The organism is Bradyrhizobium sp. ma5, assembly GCF_042258955.1.
Taxonomy (GTDB): Bacteria; Pseudomonadota; Alphaproteobacteria; order Rhizobiales; family Xanthobacteraceae; genus Bradyrhizobium.
Window position 1 is genome coordinate 8,200,790 of sequence record NZ_CP170156.1, and the last position, 23,534, is coordinate 8,224,323.

The window sequence follows — 23,534 nt, forward strand, 5'->3', positions numbered from 1 at the left end:
CGCGAGTTCCGGGCAAATACGGAGAGCGACTGCCCAAACACTGAGCCGTCAACTTGACTGCCGAAGGAGCAATCAGGTTATTTTGTAGGCAAAATTGCCGTCTTGGCTAAATTTCCGGCACCGATTTGTGACAGTTTGCGCGATGGTTCGGCGCATTCGGCAGACCAATCCCGACGATATCATCTTGAAACCGCCCAGTTCCTGGTCCATATGCTGGCCATGCCCGCGACATCGCGGTGCCTTCGCGAGCTGCGTGTTCAAGCTGCCCCAAGCGGCTTCTGGCTCGCCTTTCAGCTAACCCAGCTTGACGCCCCAGACACGCGGGTGTCCCCGAATGCCTCCATGCGATTCCGGCCGATACTGGCCGGGACGATGACGGCTTTTATGGAAAGAACCACCTTTTGACCTCCTTTCAGGATTTCGGCCTCGCCGATCCCATCGCCCGCGCGCTTCGAGAAGAAAATTATCTCACGCCGACCCCCATCCAAGCCCAGACCATCCCGCTCGCACTTGCCGGCCGCGATGTCGTCGGCATCGCCCAGACCGGAACCGGCAAGACCGCGTCGTTCGCGCTGCCGATCCTGCATCGGCTGCTGGAGAACCGCATCCGCCCGCAGCCCAAGAGCTGCCGCGTGCTGGTGCTCTCGCCGACCCGCGAACTGTCGGGGCAGATCCTCGACAGCTTCAACACCTATGGCCGCCACATCCGGCTGTCCTCGACGCTCGCCATCGGCGGTGTGCCGATGGGCCGCCAGGTCCGTTCCCTGATGCAGGGCGTCGAGGTGCTGGTCGCCACGCCCGGCCGCCTGCTCGATCTCGTGCAGAGCAACGGGCTGAAGCTCAACCAGGTCGAGTTCCTGGTGCTCGATGAAGCCGACCGCATGCTCGACATGGGCTTCATCAACGACATCCGCAAAATCGTCGCCAAGCTGCCGATCCGGCGGCAGACGCTGTTCTTCTCGGCCACCATGCCCAAGGACATCGCCGAGCTCGCCGAGGCGATGCTGCGCGACCCGGCCCGCGTGGCGGTGACGCCGGTGGCCTCGACGGTGGATCGCATCGCCCAGCGTGCGATCCAGGTTGATTTCGCGGCCAAGCCGGCGGTTCTCGCCCAGCTTCTAAAGCAGGAAGCGGTCAATCGTGCCCTGGTGTTTACCCGCACCAAGCACGGCGCCGACAAGGTGGTGAAGAGCCTTGCCAAGGCCGGCATCGAGGCCAACGCGATCCACGGCAACAAATCGCAGAACCATCGCGAGCGCACGCTGGCGGCGTTCCGTTCCGGCGAGATCCGCACGCTGGTGGCGACCGATATCGCCGCCCGCGGCATCGACGTCGACGGCGTCAGCCACGTCGTGAACTTCGATCTGCCCAACATCCCGGAAACCTACGTCCACCGCATCGGCCGCACCGCGCGTGCCGGCGCCGACGGCATCGCGATCTCGCTGGTCGCCGGCGCCGAGGAGATGGGCTATCTGCGCGATATCGAACGGCTGATCCGAATTACCGTGCCGCGGGAAGACCGCCGCACACAAGGCGGCTCCCCTGGCAGCCGCGAGGCCGCCGCGCCCGCATCGGCGACCCACCCCCACCGGGGCGGCCGTTCTGCGCCGCGCGCGCATAATGTCCGTGGGAATGAGGCCGCTCCAAGTGCAAAAGGCCCTCGCCGCCGCCGCCGTCGGGGTGGTAATAATGGCGCGCCGCAGACGAGCCGGGGCGAGTCGCCGCGTCCGTCGCAGGCCGGCAACAGCGAAGGCATTCAGGGCGTCGCCTTCTTGCATCGCGAGAGCCGGCCGAATCCGCAACCCAACCGCAACAACCGACCGAAGCACTAGCCGTCGCTCGATCTGGAGAAACATATGGCTAAGGAAGAGCTGATCCAGTTCGAAGGACTGGTGACCGAAATCCTCCCCGACGCTCGTTACCGGGTGCAACTCGATGCCGGACACGAGATCGTCGCCTACACCGCCGGCAAGATGAAGAAAAACCGCATCAAGACGCTGGCCGGCGACCGCGTTACGATCGAAATGTCGCCCTACGATCTCGAAAAGGGCCGCCTGATTTTCCGGCACAAGGACGAGCGTCCGAGTGGCGCACCCGGCGGTCCACCGCGGGGCGGAGCACAGCGCGGCGGCCAGTTCCGCCGCCGCTAGGCTCGACATTGCAGCCGTTGCGCGCATGACGTCCTGATGTCCTGCGCACCAATGGCCGGCGGTTGCGCCGGCCAAAAAATCGCGCACGTCAGGATTGTTTTGAGCCTTTCTATCGAATAATATCCTACCCATCGATTTTCGGCCGGACGACATTAGCCAATACCGGTACAGCCGGTTCAGACGCTGACGACCCTTCCAAAAATTCGATCTCACCACCCCGCCGACCAGCGGGTCTTGAACTTGTATATCTGAGAAGGGACTACCCACGTGAGCATGGGAACCGTGAAGTGGTTTAACGCGACCAAGGGCTACGGCTTCATCCAGCCGGATGAAGGCGGGAACGACGTGTTCGTGCACATCAGTGCAGTCGAGCGCGCCGGCCTTGGCACTCTGCGTGAAGGCCAGAAGATCTCCTACGAGATCGTTGCTGACCGCCGTTCTGGCAAATCCTCGGCCGACAATCTGCGCGCCGCCGGATAAGCCGATTTCCCGGGAGCGCGAAGCTCCAGGAAATTGTCGTCAAAGCATCAAGGGCCGCACCTCCGGGTGCGGCCCTTTTTGTTTGGATCGCGTCGCTGCCAGCCAGCGCGGCCTGGGTGTCCATCTCGCGCGAAAACGCTCTAGTAAGTCGAGCAGGTCGTCGGCATGGTGGCGGAGGTCGGGGCGTAGAACACGCAAACCGACTGCCGCGGCCGCGTAAAGGCAACGTCGGCGAGAGTGATGCCGGTCTTGGCCATCACATAGCCGATCGTCGGAACGTATTTGTAGCTCACTTCGCTGAAGATCAGATAGGTGCCTGCAACCAGCAGCGCCGACGGAACGACGCTTGTCACGATGTCACCTTGGCTGCGCGTCGAGGCCGTCAGCGTCGCCTGCGTGGCACCCGCGCTCATCACCCCCGCCTTGCTCCACTGTATGTGTGCGATGTTGGAGTTATCGACGTAGATTTCCGACAACGTGACCTTGGTCGGTGTCGGATCGTAGGGCGTCATGATGCCGACGCTGGCACTGAAGAAGTTCTGCAGGTCGGCGTCCACCACCTGGGTCGCCTGCGAGGTCAGATCCGACGCGGCGCGCGCCATCAGCGTAACCTTGCGGTCGACCGCGACACCGGATGAAAACTCGACGGTGCCGAAGAACATCACCAGCATCAGCGGCATGATGAACGCAAACTCGACGGCGGCGAGGCCTCGGCGGTCACGCCCGAGAGCAACGACATAGCGCAGCAAGGCCGCGGGCAGGGTCTTCATGACTTTGCTCATGAGCATGTGGTCCCGGCGGTCCCGGAGGGCTCGTTCTTGAACGTCGCGGTCGCGACCAGGAGCCGCTTGCCGTTGCTGAGGAAAGTGGAGGTGAAAGCCTTGGTGACAAACAGCGGCCACTGATAGAACAGGCGGACCACCACGACGTCGCCGTCCTTGCCGGGACACCATTTCACCTGGGTGGGATCGGTGATGGGCGTGAGGTTGACGGTCGAGAAACTCGTCGCGGGATAGCTGCGCACGTCGACGTAGATGCCGTTGGTGCAATCGAACAACGCGCTGCTGACCTCGCCACAGACGAAGGTCTTGAACTGCGCCTGGGTATAATTCGCGCCCTGAGCCTGGCCGGTCATGACGAAACGGGACGAATCCTGCGTCGCCGTCTCGAGCACCTGGCTGGCAAAGAAGATCATCGCCACTTCGATGATCGCAAACAGCAGCGCGAAAAACAGCGGCGCGACCAGCGCGAATTCGACCGCGGTCACACCACTTCGGTTTCGGCGAAAGCGGCGAAGGAGGCGTGCAAAAGAATGTGCGGGCAGCGGCATCAACGACCCCGGATCAACATGGTGGAAACAATTACCCAAGAGTCATTGTCGAAGTATTTCGCCGGATCGAGACAGAACGACCCGATCCGGTAAGCCTTTATTAGGCATGTCGGGCGAACCGCCTGCGATCGGCCAAAGCCCCGGCGTGTGAAGCGCCGGAGCGGACGCACGTCAGTTCTGCGGCTTCGCGCCGCCGCCCGAGCCGGAGGCCTGATTGTTGAGCGTACCGGCCTGTTCCATGGTCGTCTTGAAATAGGCGTCGCCGTCGCCGAGGGTGATGCGGCGCTGACAAACCGGCATGCAGCTATAGGTCTCGCGATCGATGCCACGATAGACCGTGACGAGCTGGTCGGACGGACCTTCGACCTGGATCTGGCGATCCACCAGCACCTGGCCGGAGCGGTCGAGTGCGATGAAATTGGTCGCGCCATAACCCTTGCCGGTCACCACGACAACCCCGCCATTCTGCAGGGTGACGTCGGCGATCAGGGGATTGCCGACCACGATCGTGGCAATGCCGCCGGGCAGCTTGACGAGCTTGGCCTGATCGACATTGACCGCGATCCGGTCGGGATCCGGCGCTGCCGTTGCGAGTGCGGGCCCCAGCAGCAAGGCTGCGGCCATCGAGATGAATCCAATGCGCGTGACGGCGCGAATACGCTGGGACTGAAACGACATACTCTACCCCGGGGCGTTAACAGGCCGGCAAAGGCGATACGCTGCGGACCGGCGCCCGACGCTGGCAAATCTGACGGCAATTCATTTAGGAAGAGCAAAGATCGACCGCCGAATTGCGCGGATGTCACGACTTCCCGAGCGGATCGGCCTGCGGCGGCCTCAACTGGCGGCGCGGACGTGAACGACCACGCGGTCATCGGCGTAGAGGCGTTGCCATCCTCCGATGTGATCCAGCAATTTGGAAGCCGGCGTGGTCGGATCGAGCATCACCGCATCGATGTCATGGGTCTTGAGCAAATCGAGGAAGCCGTTGACGTCCTTGAGCTGAACCGCGCGGGCGAAGCTCATGCCGAACGTCTCACCGTAGAGTTCGGCACGCCCGTCGATGAACACCGGCATCTGACGCCAGATCAGGTAGCCGCCGAACTGCAGATCGTTGAGCACGCGCTTGACGTTGTGCGCCTTCATCGCGTCGACGGCGGCAGCCGGCGAATAGATCGGCGGTGGCGATATGGCCTGGCGCGCGGCAACGACCGAGGTCCACGCGCAAAGCCCGACGATCAGGATTGCGGCTGGAGCCACTCTCGGGCGGACGGCGCCGGCGGCACGCAGCCCGAACTGGGTGGCGACCGGCGTCAGCACGGCCAACGGCAGCAGCAGGGCGAACAGCTCGAGATTTCTGACGTGGGACAGCGCCATGTGCAGCAAGCCCAGCACCAGGATGATTCGCGGCAGCGGCAACCTCACCCGGTAATAGAGCGCAGCGCCGAGCAGGCCGAGGATCGATAGCCCAAACGCGTCGATCTCGCTGAACGTCGCCGGCCTCCATTCCGTGATGAGATGCAGCAATTCACCGAGGCCGAGAATCCTGAGCGAGGCGAGGATCGAGCCCCAGCCATAGGGGGTGACGCAGCACGCAGCCAGCGCGCCGATGCCGAACGCCCCCCAGCGCAGCGCCAGCGCCAACCTCCGGGCCGGCAGGGCATTCCACATCGCATCGAACGCAAATGCGCCGACCAGGACCAAGCCGAATAGAAAGCCGCCGTGCAGATTGGCCCACAGCGCGATCAGCGGCAGCAGCCAGAACGAAGGCGCCTCACGGCGTTCGCTGGCGGTCATCAGGCCGTTCGCCCAGACGATCATGATGGGCATCACCAGCACATGCGGACGGGCCAGCAGGTGCCCGCAGGTCAGAACCAGCGCCGCGAGGGCAATCAGGCTCGCGTAGATCGTCGGCAGCGCGCGGCTGAGGATGGCGGTGAGCAGCGCGAAGCTGGCAGCGGCGCAGGCGGCGGCCAGCGCCACCGGGCCGGTCCATCCGGCGAGCTCATAGGCCTTCGCGAACAGAACCTGCGCCAGCCAGGACGACGACACCCACGGCTCACCGGCCTTGGTGAACGAATAAATGTCGACCGACGGCAGCGTGCGATGGTCGAGGATCCAGCGGCCGACGGCAATCTGCCAGTAGGTATCGGAATCGGCGAGCAGCCTGTCGCCGACGAACAACAGCAGCGCATAGACGCCGCACGCCATCCAGAACCAGGCCGGAAGCTCGGCGAACGCGGAGGCTTTCGCGCGCGGGAAGGTCGCGGTCTCAGCGCTCATGATGGCACCGGCCGGCTGCCGGCGTCATTGCCGGAAAGGATAGGCCAACTGTCCGCCGATCTCGGACGGCACGCCCTGCTCGGCATCGACCCCGTAATCTTCCGGAAGCTTGCCTTCGGGCATCCGAAACGTTCCGAACAGAATGTCCCAGAGCGGAAACGTGCCCGCGAAATTGGTGTCGCCGCCGACTTCGAGCCCGGTGTGATGCCAGCGGTGAAACACCGGCGTCGCGATCACGTATTTGAACGGGCCGAGCGTCCAGTTCAGGTTGGCGTGCACGAATGCCGAGTGGAATGTGGTGAGCGGCCCGACCCACAGCATGATGTTCGGCGAGATGCCCGCCATCAGCAGAATCACATCGACAGTGATCGTCCCGATCAGAAGATTGACCGGATGGAAGCGTGCCGCCGAGATCCATTCAAGATCCTCGGAGGAGTGATGAATGGCGTGGTACTTCCAGAAGGCGCCGCCATGGAACATCCGGTGCAGCCAGTACAGCATGAAATCGGAGGCAACGAGGAAGATGATGGCCTGCAGCCAGAGCGGAAGCTGCGCCAGAGGGCCATGTCCGTTCTCGTAGAACGCGATCAGATCGTCGGCGTCGTGGACGTTGAACACCAGCGCTGCGCCCACCACCAGGAGCCCGATCCGCAGCACGCGCGCGAACACCGGCACGAAGAACCAGTAGCAGATGTCGGTGACCAGCTCACGCTTCTGCCACCACGGCTTGCCGGGATTGCAGGCCCAGAAATGAGTGAGCACCGTGAAGAACAGCGCCAGCGCGATGGTGATCGGCACCACCTTCATCATCGTCTGGCCGATCATCTCGATGACTTCAAAGGGAAGGCTGGGCATGACGGCCTCATTTGACGGAAGCCCCATGGGTATAGATGTGCGCTTAAGGAGCCGTGAACAGGTGCCGTTAGCGCGCCCCGGCAACAATCTGCAATCTTAGCGGACCGCTTAATTCCAAATTTACTGTGCGCAACAACTGCGGGTTCCCGCTGTGTTTATACGATCAAATTAACTGCGCCGAAATTGTCGAACCGTAGGGTGCCGGAATGGTCACGGTGCTGAGAACGCCGGCGAGACCAAACCTAGTTTGACCAGCCACGTGTACACAGGAGTTTATTTATGAAGAACCTCGTCTCGCGCTTCGTGAAGGATGAATCGGGCGCGACCGCCATCGAATACGGCCTGATCGCCACCGGTATCGCGATCGCGATCATCGCTGCGGTCAACGGCGTCGGCACCAAGCTGTCGGGCACCTTCAACACCGTCGCCAGCTCGCTGAAGTAAGCCGGTTCCCAGGAACTCGCATCAAAGGTCCCGGCACCCCCGGGACCTTTGCTATTTGGCGGACCGGCCGGCGGCGCCTTGATGACGGCCACGACGGCCTTTTCCGATTGTTCACCATTGGCCGCTAGCGTCGGGTCTCGACCGCAGCTCCAGCTTGACGGCATGAATCCATGATCCTCGACATCGCACGCTTGATGCTATTTCCGGCCCTGATGGCCTTTGCTGCGGCGAGCGATCTCTTGACCATGACGATCCCGAACCGGATCTCGCTGGCGCTGGCGGCCGGCTTCTTCGTCCTGGCGCCGCTGACCGGGATGGGCGTCCACGAGATCCTCAGCCATGCCGGCGCGGGCGCGCTGGTTCTGGTGGTGGCATTCGGCATGTTCGCGATGGGCTGGGTCGGTGGCGGAGACGCCAAGGTTGCCGCCGCGGCCGGCTTGTGGTTCGGGTTCGAGCATCTGCTCCCCTATCTGGTCTTCGCATCGCTGTTCGGCGGCGCGCTGACGGTGCTGCTGCTGCAGCTCCGGCAGTGGCCGCTGCCCTATCCGCTCGCGAACCAGGCCTGGCTCAGCCGCTTGCACGACAAGCAGACCGGAATTCCCTACGGCATCGCACTCGCCCTCGGCGCCCTGCTGATCTATCCCGAGACGGACTGGATCAAGACGATCGATCTCGCGCACTTCGCCATGCGCTGAGAAAGCGGCAGTAACCGCTCGTTAAGGCGATTTAGATACGCCTCATTAACCATGCTTTGACGAATAGCTGGTCAACTCCCATCACGGCGGCGGCAGCGTCGCGGCGTCATGTGGAAAGTGAAGCGTAATGGATAAGGCCCGCATTCTGGTCCTCGCAATCGCAGGCTGCGCCGGCCTTGCGGCGCTCTATTTGGCGAGCGGAAGCGACGACAAGCCAGCACCGCCTCCGCCGGTCGCCCAGCTGCCCACCGTCGACATCCTGGTCGCGAAAACCGACATCGGCCTCGGCCAAGCTGTGAAGCCCGAAGATCTGCAATGGCAGACCTGGCCGGCGGCAACCGCCAGCGCCAGCTTCATGCGCAGGGACAGCAACGCCGAAGCAATCAAGGACGTGACCGGCTCGATCGCGCGCGCCCCGTTCATCCAGGGCGAGCCGATTCGCGAGCAGAAGCTCGTCAAGGCCGACGGCAGCGGCTTCATGGCCGCGATCCTGCCGGTCGGCATGCGGGCGGTATCGACCGAAATCTCACCCGAGACCGGCGCCGGCGGCTTCATCCTGCCGAATGACCGGGTCGACGTCCTGCTGTCGAAGCGGGACAAGAATCCGGACCGCAACGGCGCCGACATCGTCAACTCCGAAGTGATCCTGACCAACGTCCGCGTGCTCGCGATCGACCAGGCACCGAAGGAAAAGGACGGCACCAACGCACTGATCGGCAAGACGGTGACGCTGGAGCTGAAGCCCGAACAGACCGAGACGCTGGCGCGCGCGCGCCAGAGCGGCGTCCTGTCGCTGGCGCTGCGCAGCATCGCCGACAACAACGCGCCCGAAACCAAGATCGACGACAACCGGCAGAGGCGCGGTGACACGATCAACGTCATCCGCTTTGGCGTTGCCAACCAGGCGACGATGCAGAAGTGACCATGAGGACACACGTGATGAAGGGCGGGGCAACTCAACGGACGATGCGGACCTTCATGGTCCGCGCATTGTCGTTCTCGGCCGTCGCGGCGCTCACGCTCAACCCGGCGCTGACACCGGTGGTGGCGAGCGACTATCGCGCCGCGCCTGCCCCTGCCGCATCGGCCGATGGCGGCCAGATGAATGCCCGTTTCCTCTCGCTCGGCGTCGGCAAATCGATCGTGATCGATCTGCCCAGGGACATCAAGGACGTGCTGGTCGCCGATCCCAAGATCGCCAACGCCGTGGTCCGCTCGGCGCAACGCGCCTACATCATCGGCGCGACGGTCGGCCAGACCAACATCGTGTTCTTCGACGCCGCCGGGCAGCAGATTGCGGCCTATGACATCGCCGTCAAGCGCGATCTCAATGGCGTGCGCGCCGCGCTGCGTGCAGCGCTGCCGAATTCCGATATCCAGATCGAGGGCGTTGCCGACGGCGTGGTGCTGACGGGAAGCGCAGCGAGCCCGGTCGACGCACAGCAGGCAGGCGAGATCGCCGCGCGGCTGGTCGGCGGCCCCGACAAGGTCGTGAACTCCATCGCGGTCCGCGGCCGCGACCAGGTGATGTTGAAGGTCACGGTTGCCGAAGTCTCGCGCAGCCTGATCAAGCAGCTCGGCATCGACCTCACGGCAAACCTCAACTACGGCACGACCGTGGTCAAATTCGCCAACAGCAACCCGTTCACCGCGAACAGCTCACCGCTGGTGTCCGGCAACAATCTCACCACATCGTTCGGATCGTCGGTATCGGCAACGATCCGCGCCATGGAAAGCGCCGGTGTCGTGCGGACGCTCGCCGAACCGAACCTGACCGCGATATCCGGCGAATCGGCGACCTTCATCTCGGGCGGCGAGTTTCCAATTCCGACCGGCGTGACCTGTCAGACCTCGTCGACCGGCGCGATCGGGAATTGCGTTCAGACCGTCAGCTTCAAGAAATTCGGCATTTCGCTCAACTTCACGCCGGTGGTGCTGACCGAAGGGCGCATCAGCCTGCGCGTGATGACGGAAGTGTCGGAAGTCTCGACCGAGAACGCGCTGACCGGCGGCGCCGGTGGAACGACAATCCCTTCGATCAAGACCCGCCGCGCCGAGACCACACTGGAAATTCCCTCGGGCGGCTCGATGGCCATGGCCGGCCTGATCCAGGACCAGACCAAGCAGGCGATCAACGGCCTTCCCGGGCTGGCGTCGCTGCCCATACTCGGCACGCTGTTCCGCAGCCGCGACTTCGTCAACAACCAGACCGAACTGATGGTTCTGGTGACGCCCTATGTCGTTCGCGCCGTGGCGCAGAAGGACCTGTCGCGTCCGGATGACGGCTTCGCCAACGCGTCCGACCCGCAGGCCGACCTGCTCGGCAGCATCAACCGCGTCTACGGCGTGCCTGGCCGCACCGAACCGGCGCGGAATTACCGCGGCACCTACGGCTTCATTACCGACTGAGGCGGACGATGACACAGACCACACCCAGAGCATCCGCCGATTACAAGCGCACCGCCGGTGTCGCCGGAGCGCTCGTCATTCTTGCCATGACGCTCGGCGCCTGCCAGCACGCCGCCGACACCAGCTTCGCGATGGTGGACTCGCCGGCCGACTATCGCCAGCGTCACCCGATCGCCGTGACCGAGGCCGATCGCTCGATCGTGGTCTTCGTCGGCCGCAGCCGCGGCGGCCTGACCGCGGAGCAGCGCGCCGAGGTGATGGGGATGGCGCAGGACTGGATGCGTGAAGGCACCGGCGCCGTCACCATCGACGTTCCCGCCGACACGCCGAACGCCCGGCCCGCCCAGGAATCGCTGCGCGAGATCCAGGCGACCTTCGCCGCGGCCGGCGTGCCGCCGCGCGGGATCCTCGTGCGCAAATACCATCCCGAGAATCCGCGCCTGATGCCGGCGATCCGCGTGAACTATCCGAAGATGAAAGCGGAGGCAGGGCCGTGCGGCCTGTGGCCGGAGGATCTCGGCCCGTCGATGCACAACGGATCCTACATCCAGAACAAGCAATACTACAATTTCGGCTGCGCCAATCAGCGCAACCTCGCAGCCATGGTCGAAGACCCGACTGACCTCGTGCAGCCGCGCGCGGAGACCCCCGCCTACACGTCGCGCCGCAATATCGCCTTCGACAAGTATCGCAAGGGCACCACCACCGCCACGGCGTATCCCGAGTCCGACAGGGCCAAGCTAAGCGACACAGGAAAATGATCACCTACGCGCAGCAAAACTCCGAAGAGCAGACGGACGCCCCGCCGCAGGCCGTGGACGACCATATTGCTCCGGCGCCACGGGTTTCGGTCCAGGCGTTCTGCGAGACGGTCGAGACCGCTGCCGCCGTACAGTCGGCGGGCGAGGATCGCCGGCTGGCCAAGGCCCACCTCAAGATCCAGATGGGCGGCATGGCGGCTGCCGTCGAGGCCTATCGCTCGGCGCCGACGCCCAATGTCATCATCCTCGAGACCGAGGGCCGCAGCGACATTCTGGCCGGGCTCGACCAGCTCGCCTCGGTGTGCGACGCCGGCACCCGGGTGGTCGTGATCGGCCGGGTCAACGACGTCACGCTGTATCGCGAGCTGGTGCGCCGCGGCGTCAGCGACTACGTGATTGCCCCGGCCCATGCGATCGACGTGGTGCGCGCGGTCTGCAACCTGTTCTCGGCGCCGGAAGCCAAGGCGGTCGGCCGCGTCGTCGCCATCGTCGGCGCGAAGGGCGGCGTCGGCGCCTCGACGATCGCCCACAATGTCGCCTGGGCGATCGCCCGCGATCTGGCGCTCGACTCCGTGGTCGCCGATCTCGACCTTGCATTCGGCACCGCCGGCCTCAACTACAACCAGGACCCGGCGCAAGGCATCGCGGATGCCGTGTTCTCGCCGGACCGCGTCGATACCGCCTTCGTTGACCGCCTGCTGTCGAAATGCACCGACCATCTGAGCCTGCTGGCGGCGCCGGCGACGCTCGACAAGGTGTACGATTTCGGCGCCGAAGCCTTCGACGCGATCTTCGATACGCTGCGCACCACGATGCCCTGCATCGTGCTCGACGTGCCGCACCAATGGTCCGGCTGGACCAAGCGCGCGCTGATCGCGGCCGACGACATCCTGATCGTGGCGGCGCCCGACCTCGCCAATCTGCGCAACGCCAAGAACATGTTCGACCTGCTGAAGGCGTCGCGGCCGAACGACCGCGCACCGTTGTACTGCCTGAACCAGGTCGGCGTGCCGAAGCGTCCGGAGATCGCGGCAGGCGAGTTCGCCAAGGCGATCGAAAGCCCGCCGATCGCCGCCATCCCGTTCGATCCGCAGATCTTCGGTTCGGCAGCCAACAACGGCCAGATGATCGCGGAGATCTCCGCCAATCACCGCGCAGTCGAGATGTTTCTGCAGATGGCGCAGCGGCTGACAGGCCGCGGCGAGACCAAGAAGCCGAGGGGGTCCTTCCTGTCGCCCCTGCTCGAAAAGCTGCGGTCCAAATAGTGGTCCGCGTGGAGTCAAGACGTCGTGTTTGGTAAGCGTAGCGGAAACGATGGGGATATACGGGCACCCAAGCCCGCTTTTCAGACGCCGGAGCCTGCCGGCTCGTCGCCGATCGCGCGCGAGTCCGCCGCCCCGACGATATCGTCACCACCGCTGGCCCCGGCCAAGCCACCGCCTGCTCCCGCCGTCGAAGCCCGCCGCTCGGACAATTACTACCAGGTCAAGGCGACGATCTTCGGCGCCCTGATCGAGGCGATCGACCTTGCCCAGCTCGCCAAGCTGGACAGCGAGTCGGCGCGCGAGGAAATCCGCGACATCGTCAACGAGATCATCGCGATCAAGAATATCGTGATGTCGATCGCCGAGCAGGAAGAATTGCTCGACGACATCTGCAATGACGTGCTCGGCTACGGACCGCTGGAGCCGCTCTTGTCGCGCGACGACATCGCCGACATCATGGTCAACGGCGCCGGTACCGTGTTCATCGAAGTCGCCGGCAAGATCCAGCGCACCGGTATCCGCTTTCGCGACAACCAGCAGCTGCTCAACATCTGCCAGCGCATCGTCAGCCAGGTCGGCCGGCGCGTCGACGAATCCTCGCCGATCTGCGACGCCCGCCTCGCCGACGGCTCGCGCGTCAACGCCATCGTGCCGCCGCTGGCGATCGACGGGCCCGCACTCACCATCCGCAAATTCAAGAAGGACAAGCTGACGCTGGAGCAGCTCGTCAAGTTCGGCGCGATCACGCCGGACGGCGCGACCATCCTGCAGATCATCGGTCGTGTCCGCTGCAACGTGATCATCTCGGGCGGTACCGGCTCGGGCAAGACCACGCTGCTGAACTGCCTGACCAACTATATCGAGCACGACGAACGCATCATCACCTGCGAAGACGCCGCCGAACTTCAGCTGCAGCAGCCGCATGTGGTGCGCCTGGAAACCCGGCCGCCGAACATCGAGGGCGAGGGCCAGGTCACGATGCGCGAACTGGTCCGCAACTGCCTGCGTATGCGCCCCGAGCGCATCATCGTCGGCGAAGTCCGCGGACCCGAGGCGTTCGACCTGTTGCAGGCGATGAACACCGGCCACGACGGCTCGATGGGCACGCTGCACGCCAACAATCCCCGCGAAGCGCTGTCGCGCTGCGAATCCATGATCACCATGGGTGGTTTCTCGCTTCCCTCGCGCACCATTCGCGAGATGATCTGCGCCTCGGTCGACATCATCGTGCAGGCCGCGCGCCTGCGCGACGGCTCGCGCCGCATCACCCACATCACCGAGGTGATGGGCATGGAAGGCGACACCATCATCACGCAGGATATCTTCCTCTACGACGTGGTCGGGGAAGATGCCAACGGCAAGATCATCGGCAAGCACCGCTCGACCGGCATCGGCCGGCCGCGCTTCTGGGAGCGTGCGCGCTATTACAATGAAGAGAAGCGGCTTGCGGCGGCGCTGGATGCCTCCGACTCGCCGGCGCCGGTCTAGGGGAACGCAGGATGCAGACGCAAACGCTTGCCCTTGCCTTCCTCGCCGCCACCACCGTGGGCGGCATCGCCTGGGTCTTCCTCTATCCCTACCTTTCGGGGGAAAAGAAGGCCGAGTCGCGCCGCGCATCGGTGGCGCGCAGCGAGCCTTCAGCGACGCGAAGCACCGACCGCACGCAGCGCTCCCGCCGCGAGCAGGTCGAAGGATCGCTGAAGGAGCTCGAAGCGCGTCGGCAGAAGGACAAGAAAGTCCCGCTCGGCGTACGCATCTCGCAGGCCGGACTGGAGTGGTCCGAGCAAAAATTCTGGATGATCTCCGGCGCCCTCGGCCTGTTCGGGTTCGGCGCGGCATTTTTCGTCGGCGGAGGCCTGCTGGGCGCGGCCGGCATCGGCTTTGCCATGGGTCTCGGCCTGCCGCGGTGGCTGCTCGGTTTCCTGAAGAAGCGGCGGGAGAAGGCCTTTCTGAAGGCGCTGCCCGACGCCGTCGACGTCATCGTGCGCGGCATCAAGGCCGGCCTGCCGCTGTTCGAATCGCTCAAGGCGGTCGTCAACGACGCATCCGAGCCGCTGCGCAGCGAGTTCCTTGCGATCATCGAGACCCAGGCGATCGGCATGCCGCTCGGCGAGGCCTGCGCCCGGCTCTACGAACGCATGCCGCTGCCGGAAGCGAACTTCTTCGGCATCGTGATCGCGATCCAGCAAAAGTCCGGCGGCAATCTGTCGGAAGCGCTCGGCAACCTCTCGCGGGTGCTGCGCGACCGCAAGAAGATGGCCGAGAAGATCCAGGCGATGTCGATGGAAGCGAAAGCTTCCGCCGCCATCATCGGCTCGCTGCCGCCGATCGTGATGATCCTCGTGTTCCTCACGACACCGGACTACATCGCCCTGCTGTGGACGAACTCGATGGGCCAGCTCATGCTGGTTGCCTGCGCCGTCTGGATGTCGATGGGCGTGCTGGTGATGAAGAAGATGATCAACTTCGATTTCTGACGGTGCAGCATGATTGATATTCTGGTCTCCAAGCTCCACGACGTCAGGTTCATGACCATGCTGCTTGCCTTTATCGCGGCAAGCGCCACGGTCTACACGCTGGTGATGCCGCTGCTCGCCAGCGGCGACCTCAACAAGCGCATGAAGGCCGTCGCCAGCGAGCGCGAGCGTCTCCGGCAGCGTGAGCGTGAGCGTCTCGCCAAGACGGAGAAGGTGGCACTGCGGCAGACCCCGAAGCAGGTGGTCTCCCGGGTGGTGGACGATCTCAACCTCACGAAATGGCTTGCCCAGGAAGCGGCGCTCGAGAAGCTCGTGATGGCGGGCTATCGCGGCCACGCTCCCTACGTCACATTCCTGTTCGCCCGCGCGGTGACGCCGATCGTGCTGCTGCTCGGCGCCATCGTCTATACGTTCTTCATCGCGGGCGCGAACTGGTCGCTAACGATCAAGATCGGCATCTGCGTCGTCGCGGCCTATGCCGGCCTCCAGGCGCCGATGCTGTTCCTGAAGAACGCGATCTCCAAGCGCCAGCTCCAGATCAAGCGCGCCTTCCCTGATTCGCTCGACCTGCTGCTGATCTGCATCGAGTCGGGCATGTCGGTCGAGGTCGCGTTCCGGAAGGTGGCCAACGAGATCGCCGGACAGTCGATCGCACTGTCGGAGGAGTTCGCGCTGACCACCGCTGAACTGTCCTATTTGCAGGACCGCAAGTCCGCCTACGAGAACCTGGCGCGCCGCACCGGTCTCGAAGGCGTGAAATCGGTGTGCATGGCCTTGCAGCAATCCGAACGCTACGGCACGCCGCTCGGCCAGAGCCTGCGCGTGATGGCGCAGGAAAATCGCGACATGCGCATGAACGAGGCCGAGAAGAAGGCGGCAGCGCTGCCGCCCAAGCTGACTGTGCCGATGATCCTGTTCTTCCTGCCCTGCCTGTTCATCGTGATCCTCGGGCCGTCCTATATCAAGATCGCCACGATGCATTGAGCGACGTCGCGGCGCATCACAAAGAACGCCCGGCAAACGCCGGGCGTTTCTTTTTGCGCGCGTTGAGACAGATATGGATTGCGAAGCCGAGAGCTTCGCTGTCAGACGCCATAAAGGAGCGTCAGTCGTCCTTGGCGACAACCGGCGCCGCGCGCGAGGAAATCCGCGGGCCGTCCTTGCGGTTCAGCATGTCGCGGAGATAGGTGACATTGGCCGCCGCCTCATCGGCCGGCAGGTCGGCCTTGACGATGGTCTCGGCCTCCGCGAAGCGGCCCTGCAGGCCGACGACGAGCGCGAGGTTCTGCCGGATCCGGGTGTCGGCGCGGGCGCTGGCATAGGCCTGGCGCAGCGTCTCTTCCGCCTTCGGCAATTCCTTGGTCAGCATGTAGGACAGGCCGAGATTGGATAGCACCGACGGCTCGTCCGGAGCCAGTCGAAGGGCGCTGGCGTAGTAGCGCCGCGCTTCTTCGTGCCGGTTCAACTTGTCGAGCGTGGTGCCCTGCACCGACAGGATGCGCCAGTCTGGATTGTCCGGACTGTGCGCGCGGCTCAGCACGTCGAATGCGGCCTGTGAATTGCCGTTGTCGGCGAGCGCGCGGCCATAGGCGGCGAGCAGCTGCTTGCTGCCGGGAGTGGCGAGCGTGGCCTGCTCCAGCACGGCGCAGGCCTGCGAACGCTGTCCGGTCATGCGCAACGCCTGGCCGTAAGCGATGGCGGCGTCGACATCCTTGGGATTCTTGCGGTAGCGCTCGCCATAGACCTCGAGATTGCGGCGCGGATCGTCGGGCACAGGATCGGACCGGGACGCGATCGATCCGGTGACGTCGGACATGGTCTGGCAACCGCCAAGCCCGGCGGCGAGGACCGCCACGAGGGCTGCGGACGTAAGATGCCGGGTCAAAATGGACTGTCGACGCATGGCACTGTGACTCACGAAATCGGGCAAATGGATCGAGCCGAGCGTGCCAGCAATAGACTGTTAACCCTAACGTCTGGTTAACTGCGGTACTGGCGACCGGCGCGCCGGTTCCAATCGCCGCAGGTCACGCCAACCGCGGGCGCGCTACCGCCCACCGCGAAAGCCGTGTTAGTCACCAGCAACGACGCCAGAACAGCCGAGAGCCGCATGCCATCCGTGTTCGAGACCACCCCCACGACCGCCGTCACGCCGATCACCTTCGTCACCAAGGCGACATGGGATGCGATCCGCAGCGAGCTGCCGGCGCCGGCGCGCCAGTTCGCGGACGCCAATGACTTTGCGGCCAGGCCCGGCAAGGCCCTCGCTTTGCCGGCAGCTGACGGCGGCATCGCGCAGGTGCTGTTCGGCCTCGAGGACGCCGACCACAAGGCGCGCGATCCGTTCCGTGCCGGCGCGCTGCCCGGCCTGCTGCCGCCGGGCGTCTACCGCTTTGCCAATGCGCCGCATGACACGCGGCTTGCCGCGCTCGCCTTCGCGCTCGGCTGCTACCGCTTCGGCCGCTATCGCAAGAACAAGACCCCGGAGGTCCGCCTGCTGCCGCCTGATGGCGTCGACGCTACCGAGATCGCCCGGATGGCGGATGCCGCGGCCCTGGCGCGCGACCTCATCAACACGCCGTCCAACGACATGGGACCGGCCGAGCTCGCCGAAGTGGCGCACGACCTCGCAACGCGGTTCGGCGCCGCCTTCAATTGTATCGACGGCGACGAGCTCGCGCAGAACTTCCCGCTGATCCACGCCGTCGGCATGGCCTCGACACGCGCGCCGCGGCTGATCGATCTGAGCTGGGGCGATCCGGCCCATCCGAAGGTGACACTGGTCGGCAAAGGCGTCTGCTTCGACACCGGCGGGCTCGATCTCAAGCCGTCGAGCGGCATGCTGATCATGAAGAAGGACATGGGTGGGGCCGCCAACGTGCTGGCGCTGGCGCAGATGGTGATGGACGCGAAGCTGAAGGTGCGGCTGCGCGTGCTGATCCCGGCGGTCGAGAACGCGGTTGCCGGCAACGCGTTCCGCCCGCTCGACATCTTCAGATCGCGCAAGGGCATCACGGTCGAGATCGGCAACACCGATGCCGAGGGGCGGCTGGTGCTCGCCGATGCGCTGGCGCTGGCCGACGAGGAGACGCCGGACCTGCTGGTCGATCTCGGCACGCTGACCGGCGCGGCACGCGTGGCGCTCGGCCCGGATCTGCCGCCGTTCTACACCAACGACGAGGCGCTCGCCGGCGACGTTGCGGCTCACGCGCGGAGCGAGAACGACCCGTTGTGGCGGATGCCGCTGTGGCCGGCCTACGACGCCTGGCTCGACTCCAAGACCGCCGACATCACCAACGCGCCGTCGGGCGGTTTCGCCGGTTCGATCACCTGCGCGCTGTTCCTGCAGCGCTTCGTTGAGCACGCCAGGAGCTGGCTACATGTCGACATCTATGGCTGGACGCCGTCGGCGAAGCCCGGCCGCCCCGAAGGCGGCGAGTGCCAGGCGGCGCGCGCGATCTACAAACTGCTGAGCCAGCGCTATGCATGATGCCAGACTGACGCCGGCCCGCGCCGATCTCGCCGCGAAATATCTCGAAGGCAAGGTGAAGGCCGAGCGCTTCGTCGACGGCGAGACCTTTGAGGTCGGCGACGCCATCGTGCCGCTGCGGCGGGCGCCGGCGGCCGATGCCGAACAGATGACGCAGGCACTCAGGGGCGAACGCGTCACGGTGTACGACCGCAACGGCGAAGGCTGGGCCTGGGGCCAGCTCGCCGATGACGGCTATGTCGGCTGGATTGCCGAGGCGGCGCTGACGGCGCCCGGCGCGGCACCTACGCACAAGGTGACGGCGCTGCGCACGCTGGCGTTTCCGGGACCGTCGATCAAGCTGCCGCCGGTCGAGGCGCTGGCGATGGGGACCAAGCTCGCAGTCGCCCGCGAGGACGGTCCCTTCGCGGTGACCCGCGAGGGCTGGCATCTGCCGCGCCAGCATCTCGCCGCTCTCGACACGATGGCGCAGGATTTCGTCGCAATCGCCGAGCAGTTCGTCGGCACGCCCTATCTCTGGGGCGGCAAATCGAGCCTCGGCATCGATTGCTCCGGCCTGGTGCAGATCGCGCTGACGGCCGCCGGCACCGGCTGCCCGCGCGACAGCGACATGCAGCAGGACGGGCTCGGCCGCGAACTGACGGCAGCGGAATCGAGGCATCTGCAGCGCGGCGACCTGATCTTCTGGAAGGGCCATGTCGCCATCGTGCGCGACGCGACGACGATCGTGCACGCCAATGCGCATCACATGGCAACGGTGGTGGAGAACACACAGGCCGCCATCGCGCGGATCAAGGCCGCCGGCGGCGAGGTCGCCGGGATCAAGCGGCTTTGATTGGCACGACGGCGTGTTCCGTCATCCTGAGGAGCGCGAAGCGCGTCTCGAAGGATCGACGGCCCCACTCGGGCCACGCATCCTTCGAGGCTCGATCCGCTCGCACCTCAGGACGACGTGGAGCGAGAGGGATGCTTACGTCCCCACCGTCCCGTCGCCGGCCGCTTCGATGCGGAACGCCGCGGCGAACAGCGCGCGGGTGTAGTCGCTCTTCGGATTCTTGAACAGCTCGGAGGCCGGCCCCTCTTCCTCGACCTTGCCGGATTTCATCACGATCAGATGGCTGGCAAGCGAGGCCACCACGCGCAGATCGTGCGAGATGAACATGTAGGTGAGATCGCGCTTGCGCTGCAGGTCGCGCAACAGATCGACCATCTGGGCCTGCAGCAGCATGTCGAGCGCGCTGGTCGGCTCGTCCAGCACAACGAAGTTCGGCTCCAGCACGACCGCCCGCGCGATCGAGATGCGTTGGCGCTGGCCGCCGGAGAATTCGTGCGGATAGCGGAAGCGCCAGTCGGGATCGAGGCCGACGTCCTTCAGCGCCTTGATCACCCGCGCCTCGCGCTCCTCGCGCGACAGCTGCTTCTGGTGCACCTCGAGCCCCTCGGCGATGATGTCGGCGACCGACATGCGCGGGCTGAGCGAGCCGAACGGATCCTGGAATACGATCTGCATGTCGCGGCGGAACGGCAGCATCTGCTTGAAACGCAGCCCCTGGATGTCCTTGCCGAGGAACACGATCGGGCCATCGGACGAAATCAGCCGGAGCAGCGCGAGCCCGAGCGTGGTCTTGCCGGAGCCGGATTCGCCGACGACGCCGAGCGTCTCGCCCTTGCGCACGGCGAGGCTGACGCCATCGACCGCCTTGATGTGGCCGACGGTCGAGCGCATCAGCCCGCGCTTGATCGGAAACCAGACCTTGAGATTGTCCGCCGACATCACGACCGGCGCGCCAGGCTGCGGTGGTGCCGGATCGGGCTTCGGCTCGGCCGCCAGCAGCGCCTTTGTATAGGCGTGCTTCGGCGCAGTGAAGACCTGCTCGACCGGACCCTGCTCGACGATCTTGCCGTTGTTCATCACACAAACGGTGTCGGCGATGCGGCGGACGATGCCGAGATCGTGGGTGATGAACAACAGGCTCATGCCGAGCCGGGCGCGGATCTCGGCCAGCAAGGCCAGGATCTGCGCCTGCACGGTGACATCGAGCGCGGTGGTCGGTTCGTCCGCGATCAACAGATCGGGTTCGTTGGCAAGTGCCATTGCGATCATCACGCGCTGGCGCTGGCCGCCAGACAATTGATGCGGATAGCTCTTGAGCCGCGTCTCCGGCTCGGGGATGCCGACCTGGCCGAGCAACTCCAGCGTCCGCGCCCGCGCCGCCGCGCCGCTAATGCCGCTATGCAGCGACAGGATCTCGCCGATCTGGGATTCGATGGTGTGGAGCGGATTGAGCGACGTCATCGGCTCCTGGAAGATGATCGAGATGTCGTTGCCACGAATCCCGCGCATCTCGCTTTCCGACGATCCCAAAAGATCGCGGCCCTTGAAACGGATCGCGCCGGAGGGATGCGACGCCGCCGGATAGGGCAGCAGCCTCAACACCGACAGCGCGCTGACCGATTTTCCCGAGCCGGACTCGCCGACCAGCGCCGTGCATTCGCCGCGCTTGATCGAGAAGGAGACGCGATCGACCGCAAGCGAGCGGCCGAAGGCGACGGAGAGGTCGCTGACGTCGAGCAGAGGCTGGTTGGTCGCGTCCATGCGTCAGCCCTTCGAGAACGTCTTGCGCGGATCGAAGGCGTCGCGCGCGGCTTCGCCGATGAAGATCAGGAGCGACAGCATGATCGCGACCGAGAAGAAGCCGGTGAGGCCGAGCCACGGCGCCTGCACATTGGCCTTGCCCTGCGACAGCAATTCACCGAGCGAAGGTGAGCCGGGCGGCAGGCCGAAGCCGAGGAAATCCAGCGCCGTCAGTGTCATCACCGAGGACGAGACGATGAAGGGCAGGAACGTCATGGTCGCGACCATCGCATTCGGCAGCAAATGGCGGAACATGATCACGCGGTTGGAGACGCCGAGCGCGCGCGCCGCCTGGATGTATTCGAAGTTGCGCCCGCGCAGGAATTCGGCGCGGACCAGGCCGACCAGCGAGACCCACGAGAACAGCAGAAGAATGCCGAGCAGGATGAAGAAGCCCGGCGGCAGCACCGCCGAGATGATCAGCAGCAGATAGAGCGAAGGGATCGCGGTCCAGATCTCGATGAACCGCTGGAAGCCGAGATCGATCCAGCCGCCGAAATAACCCTGCACGCCGCCCGCGGCGATGCCGATGATCGAGGACAGGATGGTCAGCGTCAGGCCGAACAAGACCGAGATGCGGAAGCCGTAGATCAGCCGCGCGACGACGTCACGGCCCTGATCGTCGGTGCCGAGCCAATTGTATTCGAGGTCGCGGCAGCCGGTCAGCCCCTTCCGCTTCACCACATCCGCGCACTGTTTTTCGGTCAGGAGCCAGGTCGGCTTCGATGGCACCGCAGTCGGCGGGTCGAGGTTGCGGCTGTCGTAGGAATAGCGGATCGGCGGCCAGATCATGCTGCCGCCCTTGGCGGCGATCTGCTTCTGCAGATAGGGATCGCGATAGTCGGCCGCGGTCTCGAAGTCGCCGCCGAAGGTGGTCTCGGCGTAGGTGAACACCACCGGCCAGTAGAGGCGGCCGTCATATTTGACGACCAGCGGCTTGTCGTTGGCGATGAAATTGGCGAACAGCGACGCCACGAACAGCACGAGGAAGATCCAGAACGACCAGTAGCCGCGACGATTCGCCTTGAAGTTCTGCCAGCGCCGCTTGTTCAGCGGCGACGGCGAAAAGCCATGGCGTGTGACGGGCACGGCCTCGCCGAGCGGCGATTGCGTCGAGGTCTCGACCGGCTGGGGCGCGAGCAGCGTCATCAGACCTCCCGCGCCTCGAAGTCGATCCGCGGATCGATCCACATATAGGCGAGATCGGAGATCAGATTGACCACCAGTCCGACCAGCGAGAAGATGAACAGCGTTCCGAACACCACCGGATAGTCGCGGTTCAGGACGCTCTCGAAGCCGAGCAGGCCGAGCCCGTCGAGCGAGAAGATGGTCTCGATCAGCAGCGAGCCCGAGAAGAAGGCGTGGATGAACGCGCCCGGGAAGCCCGCAATCACGATCAGCATGGCGTTGCGGAAGATGTGGCCGTACAGCACCTGGTTCTCGCTGCAACCCTTGGCGCGGGCGGTCATCACATATTGCTTGCGGATCTCGTCGAGGAACGAATTCTTGGTGAGCAAGGTCATCGTCGCGAAGGCGCCGAGCGCCATCGACACCAGCGGCAGCGTCAGGTGCCAGAAATAGTCGATGATCTTCCAGTACCAGGGAAATTGAGACCAGCCGTCCGAAGTGAGGCCGCGCAGCGGGAAGATATTGAGGAACGAGCCGCCGGCAAACAGCACGATCAACAGGATCGCGAACAGGAAGCCCGGGATCGCAAAGCCGATGATGATCACGGCCGAGGTCCAGGTGTCGAACCGCGAGCCGTCCTTCACCGCCTTGCGGATGCCGAGCGGGATCGAGATCAGATAGGTCAGCAGCGTCATCCAGATGCCGAGCGACATCGAGACCGGCAGCTTCTCCTTGATCAACTGGAGCACGCTGACACTGCGGAAATAGCTCTGGCCGAAATCGAAGCGCGCGAAATTCCAGACCATCAGCGCGAACCGCTCCGGCGCCGGCTTGTCGAAGCCGAACTGCACCTCGAGCTTCTTGATGAAATCGGGATCGAGCCCCTGCGCGCCGCGATATTTCGAATTGACGGCGCCGGCCGCCCCCGCGCCCTGGCCGCGCTGCGCACCGAAATCGCCGCCGCCCCCCGACACGCGCGAGGTGCCGCCGGTGTCGGCGCCATTGATCTGCGCGATGACGCGCTCGACCGGACCGCCGGGAGCAAACTGCACGACTACGAAGGACACGAACAGGATGCCGAGCAGCGTCGGCAGCATCAGGAAGATACGTCGGGCGATATAGGCGCTCATCG

Annotated in this window: 23 protein-coding genes; 14 read left to right on the forward strand and 9 right to left on the reverse strand. The window is 64.8% G+C overall.

The window, feature by feature from the left end:
- Window positions 1–401 precede the first annotated feature (401 nt).
- From ACE103_RS38795 to ACE103_RS38805, 3 genes are all read left to right on the forward strand, one after another.
- A complete protein-coding gene (locus tag ACE103_RS38795; protein ID WP_375777270.1) occupies window positions 402–1,832 on the forward strand; it encodes a DEAD/DEAH box helicase in 1,431 nt (476 codons plus the stop codon).
- A 24-nt stretch (window positions 1,833–1,856) separates the two neighbouring features.
- Window positions 1,857–2,150 (forward strand): translation initiation factor IF-1, encoded by a 294-nt coding sequence (gene infA, locus ACE103_RS38800; protein ID WP_016842649.1) that lies wholly within the window; start codon window positions 1,857–1,859, stop codon window positions 2,148–2,150.
- A 267-nt stretch (window positions 2,151–2,417) separates the two neighbouring features.
- Window positions 2,418–2,630, forward strand: coding sequence for a cold-shock protein (locus tag ACE103_RS38805; RefSeq protein ID WP_016842648.1), 213 nt, complete (start codon window positions 2,418–2,420; stop codon window positions 2,628–2,630).
- 140 nt (window positions 2,631–2,770) lie between these two features.
- On the opposite strand, the gene ACE103_RS38810 is transcribed toward ACE103_RS38805, so the two are convergent.
- The 5 genes from ACE103_RS38810 to ACE103_RS38830 all read right to left on the reverse strand — a co-directional run bounded on the left by ACE103_RS38810 (window position 2,771) and on the right by ACE103_RS38830 (window position 7,098).
- Window positions 2,771–3,418: a TadE/TadG family type IV pilus assembly protein gene (locus tag ACE103_RS38810; protein WP_223966542.1), complete on the reverse strand. Its 648-nt coding sequence runs from the start codon at window positions 3,416–3,418 to the stop codon at window positions 2,771–2,773.
- Window positions 3,409–3,960, reverse strand: a complete 552-nt coding sequence (locus ACE103_RS38815) for a TadE/TadG family type IV pilus assembly protein (RefSeq protein WP_223966540.1) — start codon at window positions 3,958–3,960, stop codon at window positions 3,409–3,411. The genes ACE103_RS38810 and ACE103_RS38815 overlap by 10 nt, the downstream gene beginning before the upstream one ends.
- 171 nt (window positions 3,961–4,131) lie before the next feature.
- Window positions 4,132–4,584, reverse strand: coding sequence for a pilus assembly protein N-terminal domain-containing protein (locus ACE103_RS38820; RefSeq protein ID WP_223966538.1), 453 nt, complete (start codon window positions 4,582–4,584; stop codon window positions 4,132–4,134).
- A gap of 213 nt (window positions 4,585–4,797) precedes the next feature.
- On the reverse strand, window positions 4,798–6,243 hold the full coding sequence (locus ACE103_RS38825; RefSeq protein ID WP_375777271.1) for a hypothetical protein: 1,446 nt from the start codon (window positions 6,241–6,243) through the stop codon (window positions 4,798–4,800).
- A 24-nt stretch (window positions 6,244–6,267) separates the two neighbouring features.
- A complete protein-coding gene (locus ACE103_RS38830) occupies window positions 6,268–7,098 on the reverse strand; it encodes a sterol desaturase family protein (protein ID WP_375777272.1) in 831 nt (276 codons plus the stop codon).
- Between the two features lie 279 nt (window positions 7,099–7,377).
- Here ACE103_RS38830 and ACE103_RS38835 point away from each other — a divergent pair, with 279 nt between their 5' ends.
- The 9 genes from ACE103_RS38835 to ACE103_RS38875 all read left to right on the forward strand — a co-directional run bounded on the left by ACE103_RS38835 (window position 7,378) and on the right by ACE103_RS38875 (window position 16,133).
- A complete protein-coding gene (locus tag ACE103_RS38835) occupies window positions 7,378–7,542 on the forward strand; it encodes a Flp family type IVb pilin (RefSeq protein WP_173643703.1) in 165 nt (54 codons plus the stop codon).
- Between the two features lie 170 nt (window positions 7,543–7,712).
- Window positions 7,713–8,237 (forward strand): prepilin peptidase, encoded by a 525-nt coding sequence (locus ACE103_RS38840; protein ID WP_375777273.1) that lies wholly within the window; start codon window positions 7,713–7,715, stop codon window positions 8,235–8,237.
- Window positions 8,238–8,364: 127 nt separating this feature from the next.
- Window positions 8,365–9,159, forward strand: coding sequence for a Flp pilus assembly protein CpaB (gene cpaB / locus ACE103_RS38845; protein ID WP_223966533.1), 795 nt, complete (start codon window positions 8,365–8,367; stop codon window positions 9,157–9,159).
- Window positions 9,160–9,161: 2 nt separating this feature from the next.
- Window positions 9,162–10,646 carry a type II and III secretion system protein family protein gene (locus tag ACE103_RS38850; protein WP_375777274.1) on the forward strand — a complete coding sequence of 495 codons (1,485 nt, stop codon included), beginning with the start codon at window positions 9,162–9,164 and terminating at the stop codon, window positions 10,644–10,646.
- 8 nt (window positions 10,647–10,654) lie between these two features.
- On the forward strand, window positions 10,655–11,407 hold the full coding sequence (locus ACE103_RS38855; RefSeq protein ID WP_375777275.1) for a CpaD family pilus assembly protein: 753 nt from the start codon (window positions 10,655–10,657) through the stop codon (window positions 11,405–11,407).
- Window positions 11,404–12,672 (forward strand): CpaE family protein, encoded by a 1,269-nt coding sequence (locus ACE103_RS38860; RefSeq protein WP_375777276.1) that lies wholly within the window; start codon window positions 11,404–11,406, stop codon window positions 12,670–12,672. Before ACE103_RS38855 ends, ACE103_RS38860 begins: the two co-directional genes overlap by 4 nt.
- A 24-nt stretch (window positions 12,673–12,696) precedes the next feature.
- Window positions 12,697–14,160 carry a CpaF family protein gene (locus ACE103_RS38865; RefSeq protein ID WP_223966530.1) on the forward strand — a complete coding sequence of 488 codons (1,464 nt, stop codon included), beginning with the start codon at window positions 12,697–12,699 and terminating at the stop codon, window positions 14,158–14,160.
- An 11-nt stretch (window positions 14,161–14,171) separates the two neighbouring features.
- A complete protein-coding gene (locus ACE103_RS38870) occupies window positions 14,172–15,149 on the forward strand; it encodes a type II secretion system F family protein (RefSeq protein WP_375777277.1) in 978 nt (325 codons plus the stop codon).
- A 9-nt stretch (window positions 15,150–15,158) separates the two neighbouring features.
- Entirely contained in the window at window positions 15,159–16,133 is a 975-nt protein-coding gene (locus tag ACE103_RS38875; RefSeq protein ID WP_223966528.1) for a type II secretion system F family protein, read from the forward strand.
- A gap of 121 nt (window positions 16,134–16,254) precedes the next feature.
- On the opposite strand, the gene ACE103_RS38880 is transcribed toward ACE103_RS38875, so the two are convergent.
- Window positions 16,255–17,052: a tetratricopeptide repeat protein gene (locus ACE103_RS38880; RefSeq protein WP_375777278.1), complete on the reverse strand. Its 798-nt coding sequence runs from the start codon at window positions 17,050–17,052 to the stop codon at window positions 16,255–16,257.
- 207 nt (window positions 17,053–17,259) lie between these two features.
- On the opposite strand from ACE103_RS38880, the gene ACE103_RS38885 reads away from it, so the two are divergent.
- Both ACE103_RS38885 and ACE103_RS38890 read left to right on the forward strand, forming a co-directional pair.
- Window positions 17,260–18,639, forward strand: a complete 1,380-nt coding sequence (locus ACE103_RS38885) for a M17 family metallopeptidase (protein WP_375777279.1) — start codon at window positions 17,260–17,262, stop codon at window positions 18,637–18,639.
- Window positions 18,632–19,474, forward strand: a complete 843-nt coding sequence (locus ACE103_RS38890; RefSeq protein ID WP_375777280.1) for a C40 family peptidase — start codon at window positions 18,632–18,634, stop codon at window positions 19,472–19,474. The genes ACE103_RS38885 and ACE103_RS38890 overlap by 8 nt, the downstream gene beginning before the upstream one ends.
- A gap of 135 nt (window positions 19,475–19,609) precedes the next feature.
- Here the strand turns inward: ACE103_RS38890 and ACE103_RS38895 are convergent, their stop codons facing one another.
- Genes ACE103_RS38895 through ACE103_RS38905 form a run of 3 tightly spaced genes read right to left on the reverse strand, consistent with a single transcriptional unit; the run spans window position 19,610 to window position 23,532 of the window.
- Window positions 19,610–21,235 (reverse strand): ABC transporter ATP-binding protein, encoded by a 1,626-nt coding sequence (locus ACE103_RS38895; RefSeq protein ID WP_375777281.1) that lies wholly within the window; start codon window positions 21,233–21,235, stop codon window positions 19,610–19,612.
- A 3-nt stretch (window positions 21,236–21,238) separates the two neighbouring features.
- Window positions 21,239–22,423: an ABC transporter permease gene (locus ACE103_RS38900; protein ID WP_375777282.1), complete on the reverse strand. Its 1,185-nt coding sequence runs from the start codon at window positions 22,421–22,423 to the stop codon at window positions 21,239–21,241.
- Window positions 22,423–23,532: a microcin C ABC transporter permease YejB gene (locus tag ACE103_RS38905; protein WP_375777283.1), complete on the reverse strand. Its 1,110-nt coding sequence runs from the start codon at window positions 23,530–23,532 to the stop codon at window positions 22,423–22,425. Before ACE103_RS38905 ends, ACE103_RS38900 begins: the two co-directional genes overlap by 1 nt.
- Window positions 23,533–23,534 lie beyond the last annotated feature (2 nt).

Coding starts and splice junctions, on each gene's coding strand:
- ACE103_RS38900 (WP_375777282.1), bottom strand. CDS start 22,423: ATGACGCTGCTCGCGCCCCAGCCGGTCGAGACCTCGACGCAATCGCCG.
- ACE103_RS38820 (WP_223966538.1), bottom strand. CDS start 4,584: ATGGCCGCAGCCTTGCTGCTGGGGCCCGCACTCGCAACGGCAGCGCCG.
- ACE103_RS38870 (WP_375777277.1), top strand. CDS start 14,172: ATGCAGACGCAAACGCTTGCCCTTGCCTTCCTCGCCGCCACCACCGTG.
- ACE103_RS38840 (WP_375777273.1), top strand. CDS start 7,713: ATGATCCTCGACATCGCACGCTTGATGCTATTTCCGGCCCTGATGGCC.
- ACE103_RS38850 (WP_375777274.1), top strand. CDS start 9,162: ATGAGGACACACGTGATGAAGGGCGGGGCAACTCAACGGACGATGCGG.
- ACE103_RS38835 (WP_173643703.1), top strand. CDS start 7,378: ATGAAGAACCTCGTCTCGCGCTTCGTGAAGGATGAATCGGGCGCGACC.
- ACE103_RS38875 (WP_223966528.1), top strand. CDS start 15,159: ATGATTGATATTCTGGTCTCCAAGCTCCACGACGTCAGGTTCATGACC.
- ACE103_RS38885 (WP_375777279.1), top strand. CDS start 17,260: ATGCCATCCGTGTTCGAGACCACCCCCACGACCGCCGTCACGCCGATC.
- ACE103_RS38890 (WP_375777280.1), top strand. CDS start 18,632: ATGCATGATGCCAGACTGACGCCGGCCCGCGCCGATCTCGCCGCGAAA.
- ACE103_RS38825 (WP_375777271.1), bottom strand. CDS start 6,243: ATGAGCGCTGAGACCGCGACCTTCCCGCGCGCGAAAGCCTCCGCGTTC.
- ACE103_RS38815 (WP_223966540.1), bottom strand. CDS start 3,960: ATGCCGCTGCCCGCACATTCTTTTGCACGCCTCCTTCGCCGCTTTCGC.
- cpaB (WP_223966533.1), top strand. CDS start 8,365: ATGGATAAGGCCCGCATTCTGGTCCTCGCAATCGCAGGCTGCGCCGGC.
- ACE103_RS38905 (WP_375777283.1), bottom strand. CDS start 23,532: ATGAGCGCCTATATCGCCCGACGTATCTTCCTGATGCTGCCGACGCTG.
- ACE103_RS38830 (WP_375777272.1), bottom strand. CDS start 7,098: ATGCCCAGCCTTCCCTTTGAAGTCATCGAGATGATCGGCCAGACGATG.
- ACE103_RS38810 (WP_223966542.1), bottom strand. CDS start 3,418: ATGCTCATGAGCAAAGTCATGAAGACCCTGCCCGCGGCCTTGCTGCGC.
- ACE103_RS38895 (WP_375777281.1), bottom strand. CDS start 21,235: ATGGACGCGACCAACCAGCCTCTGCTCGACGTCAGCGACCTCTCCGTC.
- ACE103_RS38855 (WP_375777275.1), top strand. CDS start 10,655: ATGACACAGACCACACCCAGAGCATCCGCCGATTACAAGCGCACCGCC.
- infA (WP_016842649.1), top strand. CDS start 1,857: ATGGCTAAGGAAGAGCTGATCCAGTTCGAAGGACTGGTGACCGAAATC.
- ACE103_RS38860 (WP_375777276.1), top strand. CDS start 11,404: ATGATCACCTACGCGCAGCAAAACTCCGAAGAGCAGACGGACGCCCCG.
- ACE103_RS38880 (WP_375777278.1), bottom strand. CDS start 17,052: ATGCGTCGACAGTCCATTTTGACCCGGCATCTTACGTCCGCAGCCCTC.